18 protein-coding genes and 1 pseudogene are annotated in these 21,882 nt (G+C 39.0%); 11 read left to right on the top strand and 8 right to left on the bottom strand.

Features of this window, described 5'->3' with window-relative positions:
* The 4 genes and pseudogenes from ABFY81_RS06950 to pepN form a co-directional block, all read right to left on the bottom strand.
* Positions 1-1,002: pseudogene (locus tag ABFY81_RS06950) on the bottom strand (fimbrial biogenesis outer membrane usher protein); the annotation flags it as partial.
* Positions 1,003-1,011: 9 nt separating this feature from the next.
* Positions 1,012-1,713: a fimbria/pilus periplasmic chaperone gene (locus tag ABFY81_RS06955; protein ID WP_347913424.1), complete on the bottom strand. Its 702-nt coding sequence runs from the start codon at positions 1,711-1,713 to the stop codon at positions 1,012-1,014.
* A 91-nt stretch (positions 1,714-1,804) separates the two neighbouring features.
* Positions 1,805-2,341 (bottom strand): spore coat U domain-containing protein, encoded by a 537-nt coding sequence (locus ABFY81_RS06960; RefSeq protein ID WP_199983325.1) that lies wholly within the window; start codon positions 2,339-2,341, stop codon positions 1,805-1,807.
* A gap of 499 nt (positions 2,342-2,840) precedes the next feature.
* Positions 2,841-5,447 (bottom strand): aminopeptidase N, encoded by a 2,607-nt coding sequence (gene pepN / locus ABFY81_RS06965; RefSeq protein WP_347913425.1) that lies wholly within the window; start codon positions 5,445-5,447, stop codon positions 2,841-2,843.
* 319 nt (positions 5,448-5,766) lie between these two features.
* Here pepN and ABFY81_RS06970 point away from each other — a divergent pair, with 319 nt between their 5' ends.
* From ABFY81_RS06970 to thiM, 3 genes are all read left to right on the top strand, one after another.
* Positions 5,767-6,024: a hypothetical protein gene (locus ABFY81_RS06970; protein ID WP_004700972.1), complete on the top strand. Its 258-nt coding sequence runs from the start codon at positions 5,767-5,769 to the stop codon at positions 6,022-6,024.
* A 151-nt stretch (positions 6,025-6,175) separates the two neighbouring features.
* A complete protein-coding gene (locus ABFY81_RS06975; RefSeq protein ID WP_347913426.1) occupies positions 6,176-7,333 on the top strand; it encodes a hypothetical protein in 1,158 nt (385 codons plus the stop codon).
* Positions 7,334-7,364: 31 nt separating this feature from the next.
* Entirely contained in the window at positions 7,365-8,192 is an 828-nt protein-coding gene (thiM, locus tag ABFY81_RS06980) for a hydroxyethylthiazole kinase (RefSeq protein WP_240286881.1), read from the top strand.
* A gap of 28 nt (positions 8,193-8,220) precedes the next feature.
* Here the strand turns inward: thiM and ABFY81_RS06985 are convergent, their stop codons facing one another.
* From ABFY81_RS06985 to ABFY81_RS06995, 3 genes are all read right to left on the bottom strand, one after another.
* Positions 8,221-9,072 carry an AraC family transcriptional regulator gene (locus tag ABFY81_RS06985; protein WP_347913700.1) on the bottom strand — a complete coding sequence of 284 codons (852 nt, stop codon included), beginning with the start codon at positions 9,070-9,072 and terminating at the stop codon, positions 8,221-8,223.
* 81 nt (positions 9,073-9,153) lie between these two features.
* On the bottom strand, positions 9,154-9,513 hold the full coding sequence (locus ABFY81_RS06990; protein WP_347913427.1) for a 5-carboxymethyl-2-hydroxymuconate Delta-isomerase: 360 nt from the start codon (positions 9,511-9,513) through the stop codon (positions 9,154-9,156).
* 43 nt (positions 9,514-9,556) lie between these two features.
* Complete coding sequence (locus ABFY81_RS06995; protein ID WP_347913428.1) at positions 9,557-11,269, bottom strand: AAA family ATPase; 1,713 nt, start codon at positions 11,267-11,269, stop codon at positions 9,557-9,559.
* Between the two features lie 230 nt (positions 11,270-11,499).
* Between ABFY81_RS06995 and ABFY81_RS07000 the strand changes: the two genes are divergently transcribed.
* The gene (locus ABFY81_RS07000) at positions 11,500-12,672 is read left to right on the top strand and encodes an iron-containing alcohol dehydrogenase (RefSeq protein WP_077163420.1); all 1,173 of its coding nucleotides are present in this window, start codon (positions 11,500-11,502) and stop codon (positions 12,670-12,672) included.
* A gap of 195 nt (positions 12,673-12,867) precedes the next feature.
* Positions 12,868-13,836 carry an alpha/beta hydrolase gene (locus ABFY81_RS07005; protein ID WP_347913429.1) on the top strand — a complete coding sequence of 323 codons (969 nt, stop codon included), beginning with the start codon at positions 12,868-12,870 and terminating at the stop codon, positions 13,834-13,836.
* On the opposite strand, the gene ABFY81_RS07010 is transcribed toward ABFY81_RS07005, so the two are convergent.
* Positions 13,833-15,023, bottom strand: a complete 1,191-nt coding sequence (locus tag ABFY81_RS07010; RefSeq protein ID WP_347913430.1) for a transcriptional regulator — start codon at positions 15,021-15,023, stop codon at positions 13,833-13,835. The genes ABFY81_RS07005 and ABFY81_RS07010 overlap by 4 nt on opposite strands.
* A gap of 142 nt (positions 15,024-15,165) precedes the next feature.
* Between ABFY81_RS07010 and ABFY81_RS07015 the strand changes: the two genes are divergently transcribed.
* From ABFY81_RS07015 to ABFY81_RS07040, 6 genes are all read left to right on the top strand, one after another.
* Complete coding sequence (locus ABFY81_RS07015) at positions 15,166-16,677, top strand: aldehyde dehydrogenase family protein (protein WP_004791594.1); 1,512 nt, start codon at positions 15,166-15,168, stop codon at positions 16,675-16,677.
* 221 nt (positions 16,678-16,898) lie between these two features.
* Positions 16,899-18,335, top strand: a complete 1,437-nt coding sequence (gene eat, locus ABFY81_RS07020) for an ethanolamine permease (protein ID WP_347913431.1) — start codon at positions 16,899-16,901, stop codon at positions 18,333-18,335.
* 13 nt (positions 18,336-18,348) lie between these two features.
* Positions 18,349-19,734 (top strand): ethanolamine ammonia-lyase subunit EutB, encoded by a 1,386-nt coding sequence (locus ABFY81_RS07025; RefSeq protein ID WP_347913432.1) that lies wholly within the window; start codon positions 18,349-18,351, stop codon positions 19,732-19,734.
* Between the two features lie 10 nt (positions 19,735-19,744).
* Complete coding sequence (eutC, locus tag ABFY81_RS07030) at positions 19,745-20,560, top strand: ethanolamine ammonia-lyase subunit EutC (RefSeq protein WP_191001440.1); 816 nt, start codon at positions 19,745-19,747, stop codon at positions 20,558-20,560.
* Positions 20,561-20,725: 165 nt separating this feature from the next.
* Complete coding sequence (locus tag ABFY81_RS07035; RefSeq protein WP_191001439.1) at positions 20,726-21,448, top strand: glutamine amidotransferase; 723 nt, start codon at positions 20,726-20,728, stop codon at positions 21,446-21,448.
* Positions 21,449-21,607: 159 nt separating this feature from the next.
* Positions 21,608-21,721, top strand: coding sequence for a hypothetical protein (locus tag ABFY81_RS07040; protein WP_081409826.1), 114 nt, complete (start codon positions 21,608-21,610; stop codon positions 21,719-21,721).
* Positions 21,722-21,882: the final 161 nt, after the last annotated feature.

The raw sequence follows: 21,882 nt of genomic DNA on the forward strand, positions 1-21,882 counted from the left end.
GTAATAAGGTTTTTTAGTAATGGTTTGCTGACCTGTTGCATCAGTTGTTACCAATGTAACTTCATTTCCTGAAATAAACGGGAGCTGCTTAACATCAAATGGACCTGAAGGCACGAGACCTGAATAAATTTTTTGCTGGTTAACGTATAAGTCCAGTGTAGAAGGTAGCGCCGCTGAACCGGAAAACTGTGGCAGCGCAGAAGTAATAATATCCCCACGTTGGGTATAGGCACTCGACCACTGCAAACCGGCAAGACGTACACTACTGCCCCAGTCAGAACTGTTGGAAATAAAGTCCCCTAGGGTATATATCCTGACTTTTTCAGGATCTACATATTGCCACTTGCTCTCTAAGCGCACCCACTTCTCATGGCTATAACTATTTTCATTACTACCGTTATATAAAACGCCTGATGAAAAATTACCAAGCGCGCTGTTGAAAATCCCTTCTGCCGAACCTGAGAAAATACTCTCATTATTAGTAATGGTGTGATACATGCTGTAATTCAGAATTGCAGCATTTAAAGGTTTCATTTTTAGTAAGTTGGTGTTTGTAGTCGGTTGACCAGTTAAGTCAACAGAATAGTCACTCAACATACTCGCAGGAACTTGTAAGTTTAGAGACTGCTCATTTTCCAGATACTTAAACTGGATTCCTTTCAGTTCATTAATACATACCCATTGGCTATCAGGGATATGCTCATCCATTTTCAGTCTTAAGGCTTTTAAGTCACTAGAACGAATATATAGTTTTTCATCTTTAGATTGTTTTACAGAAAACAAGTCTTCAGAGGTATTTGAATTAATAGAAATATTTAAAAATAGCTGAGTAAAAGTATGTTCTTGCTCTTGTCCATCCGTCTTTTCGTGCATATATTTATTATCGTTACTTATAGACTTAGGAACACTGGGAACCGCAGTGTTTGTATGATCTAAAAGTTGTTCAGCAAATAAATGTGCTGGAAAATATGCGACACATAAGACACCTATAATATATTTCATATAAGCCTCTTAAAGTGTGGTTTTTTTACCATTAACTGTTAGAGAAATACTGTATTTGTGATTTGGCTGATATGTAAAATTATTAATTGAGTAATTTTTTGATTTTCCGGAAAGAATATAACCATTTACGGTATTTACTTTAATCGGATAACTTTTATTCTCTGTGTTATCTACAAGAATTAAGTCATTTAAAAGTGCATGTCTGTTACCAATATTACTAATATTCAAGGAAGTATCATTTTGCTTCGCATCAATTTTCCAGTTCAGTTGGGTAATCGCATCTTTATTTACTACAAATACAGGTAATGATGAGCGAAGTAATACATTTACACCTTGAGATGCTTTACGACTATCGATAGGTTTTGGTAATTCATCAAGAATAATACGATAAGTTTTTTCACCAGAAATTGGTTCTGGCTTAATACGGACTACACGCAAATTATAAGAATCATTCGGTTTTAATTTTAAGAAAGGTGGACTAATTGCAATATCATCTGTTGGAATTAATTGATCTTGTCCAGCATTCTGAGTCCATTCAAATATACGTATTTGTAAGTCAGCACTTTCGTTCGACTGATTATATAAACTAATTGAGGACGCAGATTGATCACTCAATATTTCAACATTCACAGGAGAAAGACGTATTGAGGCAGCATTTAACATACTAGGCAAAAATAACAATAAAGTAGCAACAAAGATATTTTTTTTCATAACTTGCCCAGAATTACTTTTCTCAAATTAAGCTAGAGCTAGCTCTTACAAAAGAGCTAGCAACAACAATGAACAGAACTTATTTAAAAAATTAATAAGTCACAGTCACAGTTACTGTGTCAACATAGCTACCAGCGCTTGGCAAAGCTGAACCAGCAGGAAGACGGCCATACACGTTCACTGTTTGTACTGCACCACTACCAGTTCCACTATAAGCTGTTGTAGCAATTCCAATCGCGGTACCGCGGCCTGTATCTGAATACAAGTTATAAGGGATATATTCGTTACTTGTTGCCCCACCGATCATTCGTCGTTGAGTGGATAAAACATTTTGACCACCATCAAATGACAAAGTCCATGGCACAGTGTTGTTACAAAGGACTTTAATTGCTGTACCGCCTGTCGTTGTGGTATCTGCATCAACATTACTAGTCAGAGAACTTAAAGTACCAAAGTCCAAAACCGCATTTGTTGTGGTACCTGTTGCAGAGGTATTAAGGACACAACTATTTGTTACTGTCGCCTTAACAGTTAATGTCCCCGTTGCTGTAGCGGCATTTGCTGCATTAACAGAAATTAATGCTATAGCAAGTGCTGATAAATAAAAAAAAGTCTTTTTCATGGTCAAAACCTTTTGAATGAAATTGTCGAATTAATAGATATAAAAAAATTAACTCTTATCCTTACAATCATTTTATTTGACTGCTCTTTTAAAGCTTATTTTTTATTCCTATTTTTAAATATCATACATAAAAATAATTAAAATGCATGAGTTTGTTATTATTTTAATTTCCAACTAACAAAATACTGTTAATAAAACTTAATTTCCAATTATAAAAAAAGACGTGACAAAATTACAAATAATTGATTTATATTAATTTAAAAGAGATTCAACAATATTTACCTGTAAAAATTTAACCAAATATTTCAATCTATATTTTTATTGAATTTGGTCACATAAATCAATTTTTTAACCAAATAATTCACTTAAAATTAAAGTATTTTATTTTTTAATATATTTAAATAATACATTTAATATTAATTAAAAAACTTTATAGTTTAAAAATACAAAATAATGGTCAAAATAAAGGCCTCATACGAGACCTTTATTAAGTATTATTAAATAATTAAACGCTTAACATACTATTTAAAGTTTCAGAAACGTTTTTAGATTTCACTTTAGGCTGTAATGCCTGCAAAGCTTGTTGCACTTGCGTACGTTGAGGCTCTGCAAGCGTATACCAGCGTGACAATACCTGTAATAAACGTGAACCTAAAATTGGATTTTTCTCGTCAAGATATTGCGCAAGATTAATAAAGTGCGCTACACCAAAGCCCCAAGTATTTTCAGGGTTATTTGACAAGCCACCACTTACAGCACGAATACGGTTTGGCGTCGTTAGGTCATAATCAGGATGTTGAGTTAAATACTCGATTGTTTCTGCTGTCGCCTTTGGATTGGCTGCCTGAATCATAAACCATTGGTCTAAAGATAATGCTTCATCTTTAAAGCGGTCATAGAAATCAGCTAGGGCATTTTGAGCTTGAGGCGCATTTTGCCAAACTAATACACGTAAAGCACCTAAACGTTCAGACATATTGCCTGTGTTTTGATATTGCACATGTGCTAATTCAAATACAGTTTGGTCGCCCTGACGAGCCATCATCATCAGCATGATATTTTTTAATGCACGTACACCCATCGCTAAAGAAAATTCTTTTTGCTGGTCTGGGTCAAGGGTAAGGTAAGTATCTTTCCAGAATGAACCTAACTCTTGTGCTAATCGATTCAGCAAGGCCTCACGTTTTACATGAACATCGGCTGGTGCATAGTCCTGATCAATACGGCTACCCAAATAACCTTCACTAGGTACATCAAACAAACGAGATGCTAAAAGTGGGTCACGGCCAACTAACTCAGGCAAAGTGCTTTGAATAGCTTGAATATAAGTATCCGCAGAGTGATCTTCTAACAAAATACGTTCAAGCAAGGTTTGTGTTGCTTGCCATTGGTTAAAACCATTTGTTTCATGCTGAATCAAGAATGCTAATTCTTCATCACTGTAATCGAATATCAGATTTACAGGTGCAGAGAAATTACGTAGTAGTGAAACAACAGGTTGCTCTGTTACCCCTGTAAACTCAATAGTTGCTTCATCTTGGTCAAACAAATACACGCCATCTTTAACACCATTTACAAAGAGGCTTTCGCTTTGGAGTGTATATTGCTCGCCTGTTTTAGCATTAAATAGCGCTAAAGCTACAGGAATTGGAACAGCTTTTAAATTTGGATATTTAGGATGAGCTTTCAGACTTTGTTTAAAGCTTAAACGATAAGTTTGTGCTGCTGCATCGTACTCACCTTTTGCTTCAAGCTTTGGTGTACCCGGTTGGTTATACCAAGTTAAAAATGCAGATAAATCGACACCCGAACCTGCTGATAATGCAGCAACCCAGTCTTCTACAGTTACGGCTTGTCCGTCATGACGGCGGAAGTATTCGTCTGTTCCCTTACGGTATTTTTCTTTACCAAGTAAGGTCGACATCATGCGGTTAATTTCCGCACCTTTTTCATAGACTGTCGCAGTATAGAAGTTATTAATTTCTACAAAGTGGTCTGGACGTGGTGGATGCGATAATGGACCTGCATCTTCAGGAAATTGGTGTGATTTAAGTACAGCAACGTCATCAATACGTTGAACCGCAGCAGATTGTAAGTCTTCCGAGAAAGACTGATCACGGAATACCGTTAAACCTTCTTTTAAACACAGTTGGAACCAGTCACGGCATGTAATACGGTTACCTGTCCAGTTATGGAAATATTCATGGGCAATTACTGACTGCACACGCATAATCGCTGCGTCAGTTGTGTATTCTTCATCGGCAAGTACACATGAAGTATTAAAGATATTTAAACCTTTATTTTCCATTGCACCCATATTGAACTGGCTTACCGCAACAATCATATAGTTGTCTAGGTCATAGGCACGGCCGTAGTGTTCTTCATCCCAACGCATTGAATGCTTTAAAGCTTCCATTGCGATATGGCATTTTGGAATGTCTTTCTCAATGGCATAGATTTCTAAGGCAACATCACGTCCTTCCGAAGTCGTATAGCGATCTTTAAGTACAGCTAAATCACCAATAACGCAGGCGAATAAATAGCTTGGCTTTTTAGTTGGGTCTTGCCAAATCGCAAAGTGACGGTTTTCACCCGCTTCACCTGTTTCAAGCAAGTTACCATTCGCAAGTAATACTGGGTATTTTTTGTCTGCTTCTACACGAGTCGTAAAGACTGAAAGTACGTCTGGACGGTCTGGATAGAAGGTAATCTTGCGGAAGCCTTCAGGCTCGTTTTGCGTAACAAACAAATCGCCAGCTTTATATAAGCCTTCAAGCTGAGTATTGGTTTCAGGATGAATAATCACTTGAGTCTGTAAAATGGCTTCATCTGGTGCGTTAGTGATCACCAGTTGCTCACTATCGAGTAAATATTGTGCAGGAGTAAGCGTTTGACCATTGAGCTGAATAGATTGCAACTCAAGGTCACGGCCCAACAGCACCAAGTCTCCAGCAGTTTGACGCTTCATGACTAAAGTTGAATCAACAATTGTTTTATCGTCATAAACTTGAATATCAAGATTAATGGATTCAACCAAGAACGAAGGTTTTTGATAATCTTTTAAATAAACTGTTTGATCCGCCTGAACGGGAGGCTGTGCCGCAATATTCATCTTTATTCCTTATATACTTTTCGAAAACCGTAGTACGAATTTTATGAACTTGATCATACACATTCATACATACTATGTTTGCTTACCTTAATAAAATTAATGGGACTTGATTTATACATTTCAAATTAGAATCTGGTTTTATTAGCACAGATTAGACCAAAATTACGATAATCGTTGTTTATATAATCAATCTATACAATAAAAATAAAACTCCTTTCGCTTTTAACATTTTTTAGGAGCTGCTTACATTTTAGGCATGGTTCTTGCCTTATTGAATATACCAGTATAAGTATTTCGATCAGAACAAGAGGTAGCTACTATGGAATTAAAAACTTATTTACATCGTTTAGAAAATATTAAAGCTATTCATGATCTAGATGCAGCGGGACTCGACCATCACGTGATTGCCGTGTTTTTAACTGCTGAAGGTATTTCAATGACTGCTCAGGAGGTAACAACTATCGTTAATACTTATGACGCATTAGGTAAAGTGAAATTACCAAGTAAAAAAGTACAGGCGCTTATTAATGCTAAAAAACTTGGACAACATGATGAGAGCTTGCCGTGCCCTGTTTAATCTTAACTTTTAATCTCTTATGAAAACCTAAAGTCAAAATAAAGATTTTAGGTTTTCTATTTTTGCACCAAACAAAAATACAATCTCAGCTATCGGCAATGCGGCTGTGTATAATAGGTCAATCATGATTGATTTAAGTGTTCGGAGCGAAATGGCCTTACAAATTCTACAGAAACAGCTAGATGAAAGTAGCCATTGCCCACTCTGCCAAGCTTCAATGTATTGGGTAGATGCCGAACAATTTGAGCAAGACATTCAGTTTCATGAATGCAGTCATTGCCAGCATCGTGTATTTAAAGACACAAAAATGACGTGTCACTGTGACCAATGCACTAAACAAAGAAAGAAACTTTTACAGCAAACCCGCTTACAAGAACAACGCCAGTTTAAGTCAAAAGATCAACCTCAACGTAGTCTGGAGCAACTTAGTTTTTTAAATAAACTTTTTCTGCTTAGCCTGCTCGATGATTATGCACGTGACGATGTTGCGCATGACGAATATATTCACTGGGACCAAATAAAATATCAGCCTATTACACCCAACTGGATGTTCCAAAACCATCTCATTAAACAGCTTCATAAAGATGGGATTTTAAATGCACAGGATCAATCTGACGAACCACAGTGCTTTTATTTAAACATTCGCCTAGACGGCTATAGTGACCCAAGTTTATACAGTGTAGCCCAACAACTACGTCTCTGGTTTTATGAAAACTTAAGTCTTGGTATTCCATTTCGTAGTGCCGATGAAGTGAAAGATGTCCTTTTTCAGGTGCTCTATCAAGAAATTATCCAGTTTATGCAGTTCTACTGCCGAACATGGGGTATTCAAATTGCGGGTAGCTCTAACTTTCAAACTTTTTGCTACCGTTTAATGGACTCATTGGCGATTGGTCAAATTTATTATTTGATTCAAACTGCACTCGAATATCTTTATAAGCAAAAAGCTCTACAGCCACGTAATGAAAAGTTTATTAATACCAATTTATTAAAGAAAACTTTAGAGCAATATCGGGAACGGGCTTTAGCTGAAAAGTGGGAAACTTCAATGTTGCCACGCCCTTACAATATCCCCTACAGTAAAATGAGCCACATTTTGTTTAACCGCTTTTTAGGTTATGACGAACACATTTTTGTACAACCTGTATGGAAAGCATGGCGAAAAATTGAACCTCGGTTAAACTTTTACTCAGTTAAACGTTGTATGCATTGTGGTTCAAATGATTTAAGTGTTGATTATGATGCAGCAGATTATGTTTCTTTGATTTGCGAAAGATGTAAGCATCAAGATCACTATTTTACCCGTTAAATGTTACTTCTGGCTTAATAAGGATGATCAGATGACTTCAACATCAAACCTCATTGAACAGGTGATTGAAGCTTGGCAAAACATGCAGGCACAAACGCCTCTTGTTCAATGCATTACCAATAGCGTTGCAGCCAACTATACAGCCAATGTGTTACTGGCTTCTGGTGCCTCACCGGCAATGATTGATAATCCTTATGAAGCAGAAAGTTTTACCAAAATTTCATCGGCTTTAAGCATTAATTTGGGGACGCCGACTTCAGAGCAAATGCAAGCCATGCAAATCTCTGCTAAAACAGCACAACTTAACAATATTCCTTGGGTACTTGATCCGGTAGGCTACGGTCCAATTTTAGCTTGGCGTAGTCAAATGACAGACGAGCTTTTACAGTTCAAACCAAGCGTTATTCGTGGTAATGCTTCAGAAATCAGTACGCTTGCAGGCAATCAGGTTCAATCTAAAGGTGTAGACAGCACTTTAAGTAGTGATCAAGCCTATCAACAAGCTGTTTCTCTCTTAACACATGCAAGCTGTATCGCTATTTCTGGCGAGTCAGACTATATCCTGTCTCATGAAATAGATGCAGTGATTCAAGTAAACGGCGGAAGTCCTTTACAACCTAAAATTACCGCAACAGGCTGTGCTTTAGGTGCGTTAATTGCCGCATATAGCGCTGTGACAACACCAACCATTGCTGCTCTTTCAGCTCATGTTCATTTTGCAATTGCAGGTAAACTTGCAGCAAATCAAGCGCAAACCATGGGAAGCTTTAGTAGCATCTTTATGGATTATATCCATATGCTAGATGACAACCTGATTGAACAATACGCAGATATCAAACTTTTAAACATACAGGCATAACCTAAGCTATGCCTGTATCAGATTAGACTCACTTTAGAAGTAAGTAAATGTCGGTAACAAGGTCGCACTCGTTCACTTCGTGCACAAAGTTGTGATAGTGAAAGAAAACTGGAAAATCCCCTGCTTCTTCTGGTTGCTCAGGTAACCAGTTTCTAAAGATGTAATACACGCTATCTTTAATCTGGTCATGGCTACCCAAATGTCTTACGGTTGCATAGCGCCCCGCAGGAATTTCACCTGTCTGCACGCCGTAACTATTTTCAGGTACAGTTTTTTCAATTGAACCTGCAATATCAAACCGAAATTCATCAGATGGTGTCTGATCTGGGTCAGCAAAAGGAATACCATAAGTTCTAGACTTGGTTACAGGCGATAAACCTGTTTCTTTGCGCCAAGCAATAAAACGCGCAGCTGTTTCCAAGACTTTATCTGGACTTCCTAAATGCGATAGATAGGCAATCTTTTCAGCAGGACGCTCAACAATATTTACATTCATTTTTAGCTCACTTTTTGGAATCGTAAAAACAAACTTCTGGTGCCAAGATTCCCAGTCCGGTTTATCTCTAAAAGCGCGAGGAGTTTGATCAAATGAACGTTTAAATGCACGAGTAAATGCCTCGGGACTGTCAAACCCTGCTTGTAATGCAATCTCAATAATCTTGAGATCGGGTTCAAAAGCCAGTTGAAAAGAGGCCCGCTTTAAACGAGAAAGTTGAATAAACTTCATCACATTTAAGCCAATATGAATGGCAAAAATACGATGAAAATGAAACTTAGATAAGGCCGCAATCTGGCTCAATCGATCAACATCTAAATCTTCATCTAAATGTCTTTGAATATAGTCGCAAACCAGTTGCAGCTTTTGTGTATATACAGCCATACATTCATGTCTGTTCATTCGATAGCACTACTTTTACATAGTGCTAATCGCTATTCTTGATCGAAATTGCGCTTTTTATAGTTATACAACTTGCTTGAAATAATCTTCTCTTGGCATGTCAACAAGCTCAACGCACAATTGAATTTCTTTATTAAACTCTTGTTGTAAATATTTTTTGTTGCTAAGCACCGCTAATAACTGCTCACCCATAAGCTGTTTTTGTTCAGCCGTTCTTCCCGACAAAATATAGACCTTTGCATGAATATAGGCTTGATCAGTTCCTAAGCCAATGAGGAAAACATCATCTTTACGTGCACGGCTTTTAATGTCTTCTGGACTAAATAACTCTGTCTCAATCAGTGTGCTATTAATTTCTTCAAGTAATTGTTTTGCGTTTAATCCAGTTAAGTTTTCTGAATAATCGACTACTACGTGCGGCATAGCCACCTCAATTTATGTAATAAGTAATTAAGCCAATCAAACTTTATTCAATAAATAATAAAGCTAATCGAACCTGATCATATCCCATTCGAGGACTGGTTGCTTCAACAATTGGTCTTAGTTTGATCGAACCATCATCAGAAAAATGATCTGGATTCTGACGTTTTTTCAATTTCTTATAAATTTTACGGACTTCTTCAACCACTTCTTCACCAGGATGAGCAACCGAAATATCCAGCTTTTGTTCTTTATGAAGTCGAGCCAAGTGATTAATAATCGTCGCTGGTGTCAGGCCACGTTCATGCGCGATGTCTTCAATTTCATAGCCTTCTTCAAACAATGCACGCGTTTCATCTAGCGTTGCCGTAGCGTAATTTTGCTTGCCACCTTTTGAGAGTTTCTTCTCATTACGAGAAATCTCAGTTTCGTTTAAGGTGCCGCCACAATGACGAATAAAGGCTTTATGCTGAGCCGTTAAATCTACATCTGCAAAGTTATCTTCGGCTTCAGCCGATAACTCCTGAAAACGGCGATCCGCTTTGACCGCTAAACTATCTAACTCTAAAGCTTGTTCATTAATACCTAATAACTTTAATCCAGTTAAAGATTTTAAGCGCGACAATGCTACATAACCCTGACCCTTTTCGAAGGTGTTCATGAGGTTAATTTCTGCAGCTTCTAAAGTCATACCCTGACTTTTATGAATAGTAATCGCCCACGCTAAACGAAGTGGAATTTGCTGAAAACTTGCAATCACTTTGCCTGCTTCATTTTCAACTGACCATGTTTCAGGGGCAACGAGCAATGTCGTGCCATCGGTTAGTTTTACTTTCGGCAGTAAGCCATTTTCGTCATCTTCTTCAAAGCCGATAACTTCACCCAAGCTTCCATTGATATATCCCATATCAAAGTTGTTTTTGACAAACATAACTTTGGCATGCTTTTTCAGTGTGAGTTCTTCTGGTGCGCGTACCGAGGATTTTAAAGTTTCTACCAGTTTCTCATTACCATCTAAAACGGCATTAAATTGATGCCCTTCATTATCAATTTCATTTAAATGCTGATAATTGATATTGTCGACATCCATATTGTGCGTATAAAGACGAGTAAAGGTCTCACCAATATCATGCGAACGCGATTGACGTAATGCGTGTAAATGATCTGCTTGAATATTTTGCGCACGGATGGCATTTAAAATCTGGTTAAGAATTTCATCGTCTTGACGGTGTTGCTCTGTTAAATAACATACACGGAATTTGGCTTCGACCCATGCATCTGACATAAAGCAGAACTTGTCACGGTTGGCTTCACCGTTACGTCCTACAGGCGGCAACTGGAAGAAATCTCCAGCCACAATGACTTGAATGCCACCAAATGCCTCATCACTTTCTTTAAAAAATTTTAGGACTTGATTGACCAGATTAAGCTGCTTGGCATGTAGCATCGAAATTTCATCGATAACGAGAACTTGCGCATTTTCAAGGTGTTCCTTGAGATATTTACGCTCTTTCATACGTTTTAGGTCATCGTCAGTTAACTGATCTTTAATACCGATGCCCGCCCACGTATGAATGGTCATGCCATTCATATGCGTTGCCGCAATACCTGTAGATGCTGTAATAGCCACAGGTACTTTACGTGCTTTTAGATATTGGATGTACTGATTGAGTGTATAGGTTTTCCCTGCACCAGCCGAACCGGTTAAAAAAACATTTTCACCTGCTTTGAGCAGTTTAAGCGCAGTTTCCTGTTTCATAATCTCATATGTACATCTTCAACAGCCCATAGCTTAACGATTTTCCCGAAAAAATTAAATGAATGCGCCAAATTTTATATAAAGTCATTAAAAATCAATAATTAAATCCTAAGCAATATTTGGTAGGTTTTTGGTAGGTAGGAAAATAATCTTCAGATCACAATACTAAGCCCATGGTGAGGCTCACCTGTAATAACAAACAATGGATTTATGGAAAAAGGAATCACTCCATGGCTTTTAAAAATATTGCAGATCAAACAAACGGTTTTTATATTCCTTGCGTATCACTCTTTGGACCAGGATGTGCTAAAGAAATTGGTACGAAGGCGCAAAACCTCGGCGCAAAAAAAGCATTAATTGTGACCGATGAAGGCTTATTTAAATTTGGCGTTGCAGACCTTATCGCAAACTATTTAACTGAAGCAGGCGTTTCGAGCCATATTTTCCCGGGTGCAGAACCTAACCCAACCGATATTAATGTTCACAATGGCGTGAAAGCCTATAACGACAATGGCTGTGACTTTATTGTGTCTTTAGGTGGCGGTTCATCTCACGACTGTGCCAAAGGTATTGGCCTAGTTACTGCAGGCGGTGGTCATATTCGTGACTATGAGGGCATTGATAAAAGCAAAGTGCCAATGACACCACTGATTGCAGTAAATACAACGGCTGGTACTGCATCTGAAATGACTCGTTTCTGTATTATTACCAATACAGACACTCATGTAAAAATGGCAATTGTTGACTGGCGTTGTACCCCTCTCATTGCAATTGACGACCCGAAACTCATGATTGCAAAACCGGCTGGTTTAACCGCTGCGACAGGTATGGATGCGTTAACCCATGCAGTTGAAGCATATGTTTCTACGGCAGCAAACCCAATTACCGATGCGTGTGCAGAAAAAGCAATTACGATGATTAGCCAGTGGCTCCAACCTGCTGTCGCAAACGGCGAAAATATCGAAGCACGAGATGCGATGAGCTACGCACAATACTTGGCTGGTATGGCATTTAACAACGCGTCATTAGGCTATGTTCATGCCATGGCACACCAGTTGGGCGGTTTCTATAACCTACCTCACGGCGTATGTAACGCAATCTTATTACCACACGTATGTGAATTTAACTTAATTGCTTGCCCAGATCGTTACGCAAAAATCGCCGAGTTAATGGGTGTAAGAACTCACGGGTTAACAGTGATGGAAGCTGCCTATGCTGCAATTGACGCCATTCGTAAACTGTCTGCATCGATTGGTATTCCATCTGGCTTAACAGAGTTAGGTGTGAAAACCGAAGACCTTGCAGTGATGGCAGATAATGCTCAAAAAGATGCATGTATGCTGACCAACCCTCGTAAAGCTAATCATGCTCAAGTTGTGGAGATTTTTAAAGCAGCACTTTAATCCTGATGTAATGGCATGTCCCTCTAGTAAGTCAAATCCCTCCGACCGTTGACTTACTTTTTTGGGGAATACTTAGCTCCAGCGGTATTCCCTTTTTTTAGAACCTATACTCCAACCTTCTCCAAACCTGATTGACAATTTACCCATTTCATTGAAGGATACTCTGCATGTCTTAATTACAATAGCCCGATAACAATGAATACACCTTTAGCTACTCAAACTTATGTTCCAGATATTTTAGGTACTGGCTACGAACAGCTTACCCTCAACTTTCCTGATGATTATGAAGGTAAAGTTGTAGCCACCTTAGTCCGTAAAAAAGCCGCTCAACCGACTCAAAAAGCCGTACTGTATATTCATGGTTTTTTAGATTATTTCTTTCAAACCGAAATGGCTGAGCAATTTAATGCTTATGGTTATGACTTCTACGCACTTGATTTAAGAAAATATGGGCGTTCAAAACTGCCTCATCAAATTTTCTATAATGTGCATGATTTAAATGAATACGACGCCGAAATTACTCAAGCATTAGAGATCATTGGCGAAGAACAGCACACCCAAGTCTTACTTGCTGGGCATTCGACTGGCGGTTTGACAGCAACGCTTTATGCAACCCATCACCCGAATCACCCTCTAATTAAAGCACTATGGGCAAATAGTCCGTTTTACGACTTCAATTTAAGTCTCGTCGAAAAGAAATTTGGTATTCCAATGCTCAGTCGAGTAGGAAAATATCTGCCAAAAGTTAAATTTCCAAGCCAACTGAACAAATGGTACGCCACCAGTCTTCATAAAAAATATCAAGGTGAATGGGACTTCAACCTCGACTGGAAACCTGCATCTGTTTCTACAGTTCAACTCAGCTTTATTCACGCCATTCATACGGCTCAAAAAGAGATTCATCGCGGAGTTAAGCTAAACGTTCCTGCACTGATTATGCACTCGCACCAAACTAAAAACCCTAAAAAATGGGGACCAGATGCGACTCAAAGCGATATCATTTTAGATGTTAAAGACATTGCCAAATTTGGTAAAAAAATGAAAGGCGATGTCTCTGTAGTTTCTATTCACAATGGATTACATGACTTAGTGCTTTCAGGCCAGCCAGTACGGGAACAAGTCTATCAACAATTGTTCCAGTGGCTAGATCAAAAAATCACCTAACTGAGTTTAGGTGAGTCAAGGTATTTCACCAGCAGTTGATGCGCAGGATGTTCACTCGGTACTAATTCCATAAGGCGTTCTACCGCATCAATTGCTTCAGGAAAATGAGCTAAATGCTTAAGTAATAAATCTGTTTCTTGTGTTTTAAAAATTGCATCGCTCAAGCGTGATTCAAGACAGTCACGCCATGCACATAAAAACGGACTTTCCGTTTTTGCCAGAAACACACCTGTGTAAAGCTGCAAAGCAGAAGCCGCATATCCCGCATCTAGTGCTTGTTCAGCTTGTAAAAAATCGGCTTCAACGTGTACAAGTAATCGATATGGACGTGAACCTAACAGACCACCCAAAATATCGCGTAGTTGAGACATTTCAGCTTTAAGTGTGCCCATGCTGACTTTACGTTCACCATAGAGCGCCTGATAAAGATGCTCTAATGTTAAGCCATATGGACATAGTGCCAATATGGTTAAAATTTCAATTTGACGCGGTGTTAATAACAGACTTTTGCCATTAAATTTAACTTGTGGTGTCGAAAAAGCACGAATATGTAATTGCTGGCGCTGCTGCTCTAGCAAAGCGGATTGAATAATGGATGCACAACGTTCAGCAGCCAATATTCCTAAACTATTATGATTCTTCCAAGTGGTTGATAAATCAACGACACCTAGGGTCTGTTTTGAGTATGGGTCGATAATCGGTGCTGCATAACACACCCAATCATGAATCGATTCCATGTAATGTTCGTTTGAAAAAACACAGCTTGATTGTTGAGTTTTTAAAGATAAAGCTAAGGCATTCGTACCAACAAATTCTTCACGCCACTGCCCACCCTGCACAAAATGCACACGTTCAGCAGCACTTTGCATTTGAGCACTTGTTGCCGTCCAGATAATCGTACTGCCGATATCACCGACAGCAATCACCATTGAAGATTGCTCTGCAATATGACGTAAGTCGTCGGCACATTGGCTTAGAGCCATATCTAAAGCGTTTTGTGAAGCAGTTTTTTTCTCGACTAATGGAGCAGCAAAACGTTCTTTAGGAATCGCAGCAGAAGCTGATCGTTCCCACGAGCTTGCAATACTTTGGCCGAGTTTGGCAGCATTCTGAGGAGAGAGACTATTTTGCGTGCGCAGTTGATCAATCAACGTCCGTTGCTGCAATAAATCCTTTTTTGTGAACATTTGTAAATTCCTTATATATCCACATTTCTATTCCAACCTTTCTCCAACCTTCTTCTTTATATCCTAATTATACAAAGTACGAAAGTACCTACTGACAGGGTTCTTGTTAGTCTTTAGTCCTAAAAAGCAAAGGAATATTTATATGCGCTATATCGATCCAAATCAACCAGGCTCAAAAGTTCAATTTAAATCACAATATGAAAATTTTATTGGCGGTGAATGGGTAGCACCTGTAAAGGGTGCATATTTTGACAATGTATCTCCTGTTGACGGAAAAGCTTTTACACGTATTCCACGCTCAAGTGCCGAAGATATTGAGCTCGCTCTAGATGCAGCGCACAAAGCAAAAGCAACATGGAATAAAGCATCACCAACGGTACGCTCAAATATCCTTTTAAAAATTGCTGATCGTTTAGAAGCAAATCTTGAAATGCTTGCTGTTGCAGAAACTTGGGATAACGGTAAAGCAGTCCGTGAAACTTTAGCAGCTGACCTTCCGCTTGCGATTGACCATTTCCGTTATTTCGCTGGATGTATTCGTGCTCAAGAAGGTGGTATCTCTGAAATTGATGAAGATACAATTGCATATCATTTCCACGAACCACTTGGTGTAGTTGGTCAAATCATTCCATGGAATTTCCCGATTTTGATGGCAGCATGGAAACTGGCACCTGCTTTAGCTGCTGGTAACTGTGTCGTGATTAAGCCAGCTGAGCAAACGCCAGTGGGTATTTTGTTGGTGGCTGAACTGATCCAAGACATTTTACCGCCGGGTGTACTTAATATTGTCAATGGTTTCGGTTCAGAAGTCGGCCGTCCTTTAGCGACAAACCCACGTATTGCAAAAATCGCATTCACAGGTTCAACCCAAACTGGACAAATGGTGATGCAATATGCGACTGAAAATATTATTCCAGTCACCTTAGAACTTGGCGGTAAGTCCCCAAACCTTTTCTTTGAAGATATCATGGATAAAGAAGATGACTTCTTAGAAAAAACGCTTGAAGGTTTTGCGATGTTTGCCTTAAACCAAGGTGAAGTATGTACTTGCCCTTCTCGTGCTTTAGTACAAGAAAGTATTGCTGATCAGTTCTTGGAAATGGCAGTCGAGCGTGTAAAACGTATTAAAACTGGTCATCCACTTGATACTGAAACGATGATTGGTGCTCAAGCATCACTACAACAACAAGAGAAAATCTTACGTTGTATTAACACTGGTCGTGAAGAAGGTGCAGAACTCTTACTTGGTGGTAGCGGCCGTAAAGAAGTAGGCGATGGTTACTATGTCGATCCGACTATTTTTAAAGGTCACAATGGCATGCAAGTTTTCCAAGAAGAAATTTTTGGACCTGTACTTGCTGTAACAACATTCAAAGACTTTGACGATGCAATTAAAATTGCCAATGACACCATGTATGGTTTAGGTGCAGGTGTATGGTCACGTTCAGCTCACATTTCTTATCGTGCGGGTCGTGCTATTGAAGCGGGCCGTGTTTGGACAAACTGCTATAACATCTACCCTGCACATGCTGCATTTGGTGGCTACAAGAAGTCTGGTATTGGCCGTGAAAATCATAAGATGATGCTAGATCATTATCAACAAACTAAAAACTTGTTGGTGAGTTATTCAACCAAACCAATGGGCTTCTTCTAAGTTTCGCACCAAGTTGATACCAAACTATCAACACTAGAAAGAAGTAAGGTCATTCATGATACAAGAAGCCAGTAATTTAGATTACTGGCTTCTTTATTTTGTACTGTTAGTTCTCAAGTTTTTACTATGTGGAATAAAAAACCGTCACCTAATATTTAAAGCAATTTATTTAGGCATTGCTTTTGCATTAATTCATACAAACTAACTCGCAGGAGTATTGTATGAATCAACCAGAAACAGCTTCGGTCATTTCTTCAGGCACAGAAGTCTCATCAGCAGAATATTTTGCTCAGCGTCAACTCAAACAAGGCACGGTTGGTTGGTTACTCCTGATTGGTTTAGGCGTAGCTTATGTGATATCGGGTGATTTTGCCGGCTGGAACTTTGGTATTGCTCAAGGTGGTTGGGGTGGCATGTTTATTGCCACTGCACTCGCCGCCTTGATGTACCTATGTCTATGTCTTTCTATGTCAGAAATGTCCACCATGATGCCGACAGCAGGTGGCGGTTATAGTTTTGCACGTGCTGCTTTTGGTCCTTTTGGGGGCTATTTAACAGGAACAGCCATTTTAATTGAATACGCAATTGCCCCTGCTGCTATTGCCGTATTTATTGGTGGTTATTGCGAATCTTTATTTGGCATAAATGGCTGGATGATTTACCTCGCCTGCTACGCCATTTTTATGGGCATACATCTGAAAGGTGCCGGCGAAGCTTTAAAAATCATGTTTGCGATTACACTTGTCGCAGCAGTTGCTCTGGTCGTGTTTATTGGGGCAATGATTCCACACTTTAATGCACAAAATTTATTTGATATTCCAGTTGGAACAGGTATTGGCGCAAGCAGTTTTCTACCTCATGGCTATTTAGGCATCTGGGCCGCTGTTCCTTTTGCAATCTGGTTTTTCCTTGCAGTTGAAGGTGTTCCATTAGCAGCCGAAGAAGCGAAAGATCCAGCCAAATCCCTCCCACGCGGTTTAATCGGTGCAATGCTTATATTAACGGCGTTTGCCATGCTCATTTTATTCTTGGGTGCGGGCGCAGCAGGTGCAAGTACTTTACAAAACTCAGGCGCTCCGCTCGTAGATGCTCTGGTTAAAGTTTATGGCACCAACACTTGGCTTGCGACTTTCGTAAACTTTGTCGGTTTAGCAGGTTTAATCGCGAGTTTCTTTTCAATCATCTATGCCTATTCCCGTCAAATCTTTGCACTGTCACGTGCTGGCTACTTACCAACGTCACTCTCTTTAACCAATAAAAATAAAGCGCCTTATCTGGCAATTATTATTCCGGGTATTATCGGGTTCTTGCTTTCACTCACCAAAGAAGGCGATTCACTGATTTTAATAGCGGTTTTTGGTGCCACAATTTCTTATGTATTGATTCTTTTATCCCACATCAAACTACGCCTCTCTAAACCAGATATGCCTCGTCCTTATAAAACTCCTGGAGGAATCGTTACTTCAAGTATTGCCTTAGTTCTAGCAATCGCTGCTGTCGTTGCGGGCTTTGTTGTTAATCCGAAAGTTTGGTTTATTGCTGCCGCTATTTATGTCGTATTTATTGCTTACTTTTTATTCTATAGCCGTTATCATTTAGTGAAAGGCACACCAGAAGAAGAGTTTGCAAATATTAAAGCCGCAGAACAAGAACTATAAAAAGGATGTAACTATGAGTTATCGCAATATTGTCGCCAATCAACAGTATCACTTTGCTGACTTGAAGACCTTGATGGCAAAAGCAACGCCGTTACGTTCAGGTGATGAATTAGCAGGTGTAGCGGCCAGAGATGCAACCGAACATGTTGCGGCACAAATGACTTTGGCCGATGTACCACTTAAAACTTTTTTGAATGAGGTTGTGGTCGATTACGAAACTGATGAAATTACACGACTAATTATTGATGAACATGATCTGGCAGCCTTTGCCCCTATTTCACACTTTACAGTAGGTGATTTTCGAAATTGGTTACTTGGTGAAGAAGCCACTGCACAAAGCTTAAAAGCCTTAGCGTCAGGTTTAACTCCAGAAATGGTGGCTGCTGTCAGCAAAATTATGCGCAATCAAGATTTAATTTATGTCGCCAGCAAATGTGAAGTGGTCACCCAGTTTCGCAACACGATTGGTTTAAAAGGCCATCTTTCTACCCGTTTACAACCGAACCACCCGACCGATGATGTGCTCGGTATTTCTGCCAGTATTTTAGATGGTTTAATGTATGGCAATGGCGATGCTGTGATTGGCATTAACCCCGCCACAGATAATCTTCATAATTTGTCAGAGCTACTAAAATTACTTGATCATGTCATTCAGGAATATCAAATTCCGACACAATCTTGTGTTCTCACACATATCAGCTCAGGCATTCAACTTGCTGAAAAAAATGTGCCGATTGATTTAATGTTTCAATCAATCGCTGGTACTCAACTGGCAAACGAAGGATTTGGAATTTCACTCGATTTACTACAAGAAGGATATGAAGCCACACTCGCACTCAAGCGCGGAACCATTGGACAAAATGTTATGTACTTTGAAACGGGTCAAGGCAGTGCCATATCCAGCAATGCTCATCACGGCGTTGATCAGCAAACATTAGAAACGCGTGCTTATGCAGTAGCTCGTAAATACAATCCGCTTTTAGTGAATACAGTCGTTGGCTTTATTGGTCCCGAATATCTTTTTAACGGTAAACAAATTATACGTGCAGGACTAGAAGACCACTTCTGCGGCAAGTTACTTGGTGTGCCAATGGGCTGCGACATTTGTTACACCAACCATGCCGATGCTGACCAAAATGATATGGATGTTCTACTTACTCTGTTTGGCGCTGCGGGCATTAACTTCATTATGGGAATTCCAGGTTCAGATGATGTCATGCTCAATTATCAAACGACCTCGTTCCATGATGCCCTCTATTTAAGACAACTCCTCGGTTTAAAACCCGCTCCTGAGTTTTCAGCTTGGCTTGAACAACAAGGTATTTTTAAACAGCAAAACTCTCAAATTTGTTGGGCAGACCACATGCCTGACCAATTCTCTCGTCTGCTCATGAACTAGGGAGAACGCCATGAAACTGAAGCGTGATATTCAATATCCATCTTCTACTCATCAAGACCAGTGGGAAAAACTCAAACAGTTTACCGATGCCCGTATTGCTCTGGGCCGTGCAGGTTGTAGCATCCCTACACAAGCCTTACTTGAGTTCCAGTTATCTCATGCACAAGCAAAAGATGCGGTTTATCAAGATATGGATGTTTCCTATTTATCTGAGCAATTAGCACAAAGACAGCTGCAAAGTCTTCATGTCCACAGCAACGCACCTAATAAGGAAATCTATCTTAAACGTCCAGATTTAGGCCGTCAGCTTTCAAACCTATCAAAAGAAGCCTTAATTAAGAAGTATGCAGAAAATCCGCAACAATATGATGTTTGTATTGTGGTCGGTGATGGACTCTCAGCAAGAGCGATTGAAGCGAATGCTATTCCATTCATTACCGCGCTAAGTGAACAAGTTCAGCAAGAAAACTGGACTCTTGCACCCATTGCACTGGCAACAGGCAGTCGGGTTGCTTTAGGTGATGAGGTTGCTGAAATCTTTAAAGTATCCATGCTTGTTATGCTCATTGGTGAGCGCCCAGGTTTAAGCTCTCCTGATAGTATGGGAATTTACTACACGTGGAATGCATATTCAGGCTGCCTCGATGCCAAACGTAATTGTATTTCCAATGTCCGCTCAGCAGGCTTAAGTATTCCTGTTGCAGTACAAAGGTTAATCGCACTCATGAAAAAGTCAAAACAACTTGGCTTTTCAGGCGTTAATTTAAAAGATGAACATCAACTTGCAGATATAGGCCTTGAGACAACTCAAAAGCTATTATTTTAAAAGATGGAATATGCAAACAGATTCACTCAAAATAGGTAATCGTTTGCATAACAACATTATCTTAACGAAAAATATCAATTTTCAGGTATTGACGATTTATACAGATATTTTCTTCTTTATATTTATCGCTATACTCCACCTATTGATCTTCTATGAATCATTTGTATGAGCACAACAAACGCCTTCCCAAAAACTATTTATGCCATTCAGCATCTTGCTTTCGAAGACTTAGGTTCATTAGAAGATGTCTTTTATCAACTTGGCTTCCGCGTCCGTTATTTTGAAGCGGGTGTAGATGATTTAACTGCTGCTTTTGCACATGATGGATTAACTATTATTTTAGGTGGTCCAATCGGGGTTTATGAAACTGAAGATTACCCATTTTTAAAAGATGAAATTGCTTTACTAAAACAACGCTTAGCAGCAGATAAACCTACACTTGGGATATGTTTAGGTGCGCAGCTAATTGCTTATGCACTTGGTGCAAAAGTATATGCCGGTCATCAAAAAGAAATTGGTTGGAGCCCACTGAGCTTAAGTTTACGCCCTAATCAGGTATTATCTCCTTTACTTAATAATGTTCATGTCCTACATTGGCATGGTGATACTTTCGATCTTCCTGAAAATGCTGCCCTTTTGGCTAGCTCAGATATTTATACCAATCAGGCATTTGAAGTTGGTAATAATATTCTCGCGTTGCAGTTCCATATTGAAACTACTGAAGAACATTTTGAAAAATGGCTTATTGGCCATACATGTGAACTTCGTAATGCTGGAATTTCTATTTCTAAATTGCGCGAGCAAAATATAGAATATGCATCTGCACTTGAACATGCTGCATTTGAGGTTATTCAAAAATTCCTTAAACGCATTGGATATAGTGGCTAATTTTTAATTCAATATATTAGTTAAAGTATATCCATAAAGCCAAATGCTTATTTTTCACCCAGAGATGGATTATTAATCTGTTTTTGGGAACCTTTATAATTAATTTCCGTGTATTATTAATTTATTAACTTTGTAACATAAAATAAACGCTGATTTATTATGGAAATCCTGAAATTTATTAAAAGCTTTAATACAGTGAACACATATTTATTGCTAGCATCGCTTCTTCTTATAATTATTGTTCTTTATTTCTATGTGGTTAATCCGGCTTAACTTATTTGCCAAAGCATAATATCTGTAAGAAAGCATTTATAAAAAAGCCCAACTAAGTTGGGCTTTTTTATAAATGCTATTTACTCAAAACATGCTTGTTCGTCTTGCGAAAAAGTAAGAGATAATTAATCTCGACTATCTACTCACAACATGTTGTTCGT

Source organism: Acinetobacter sp. WA-87 (assembly GCF_039938935.1).
In the GTDB taxonomy this organism is placed as follows: Bacteria; Pseudomonadota; Gammaproteobacteria; order Pseudomonadales; family Moraxellaceae; genus Acinetobacter; species Acinetobacter seifertii.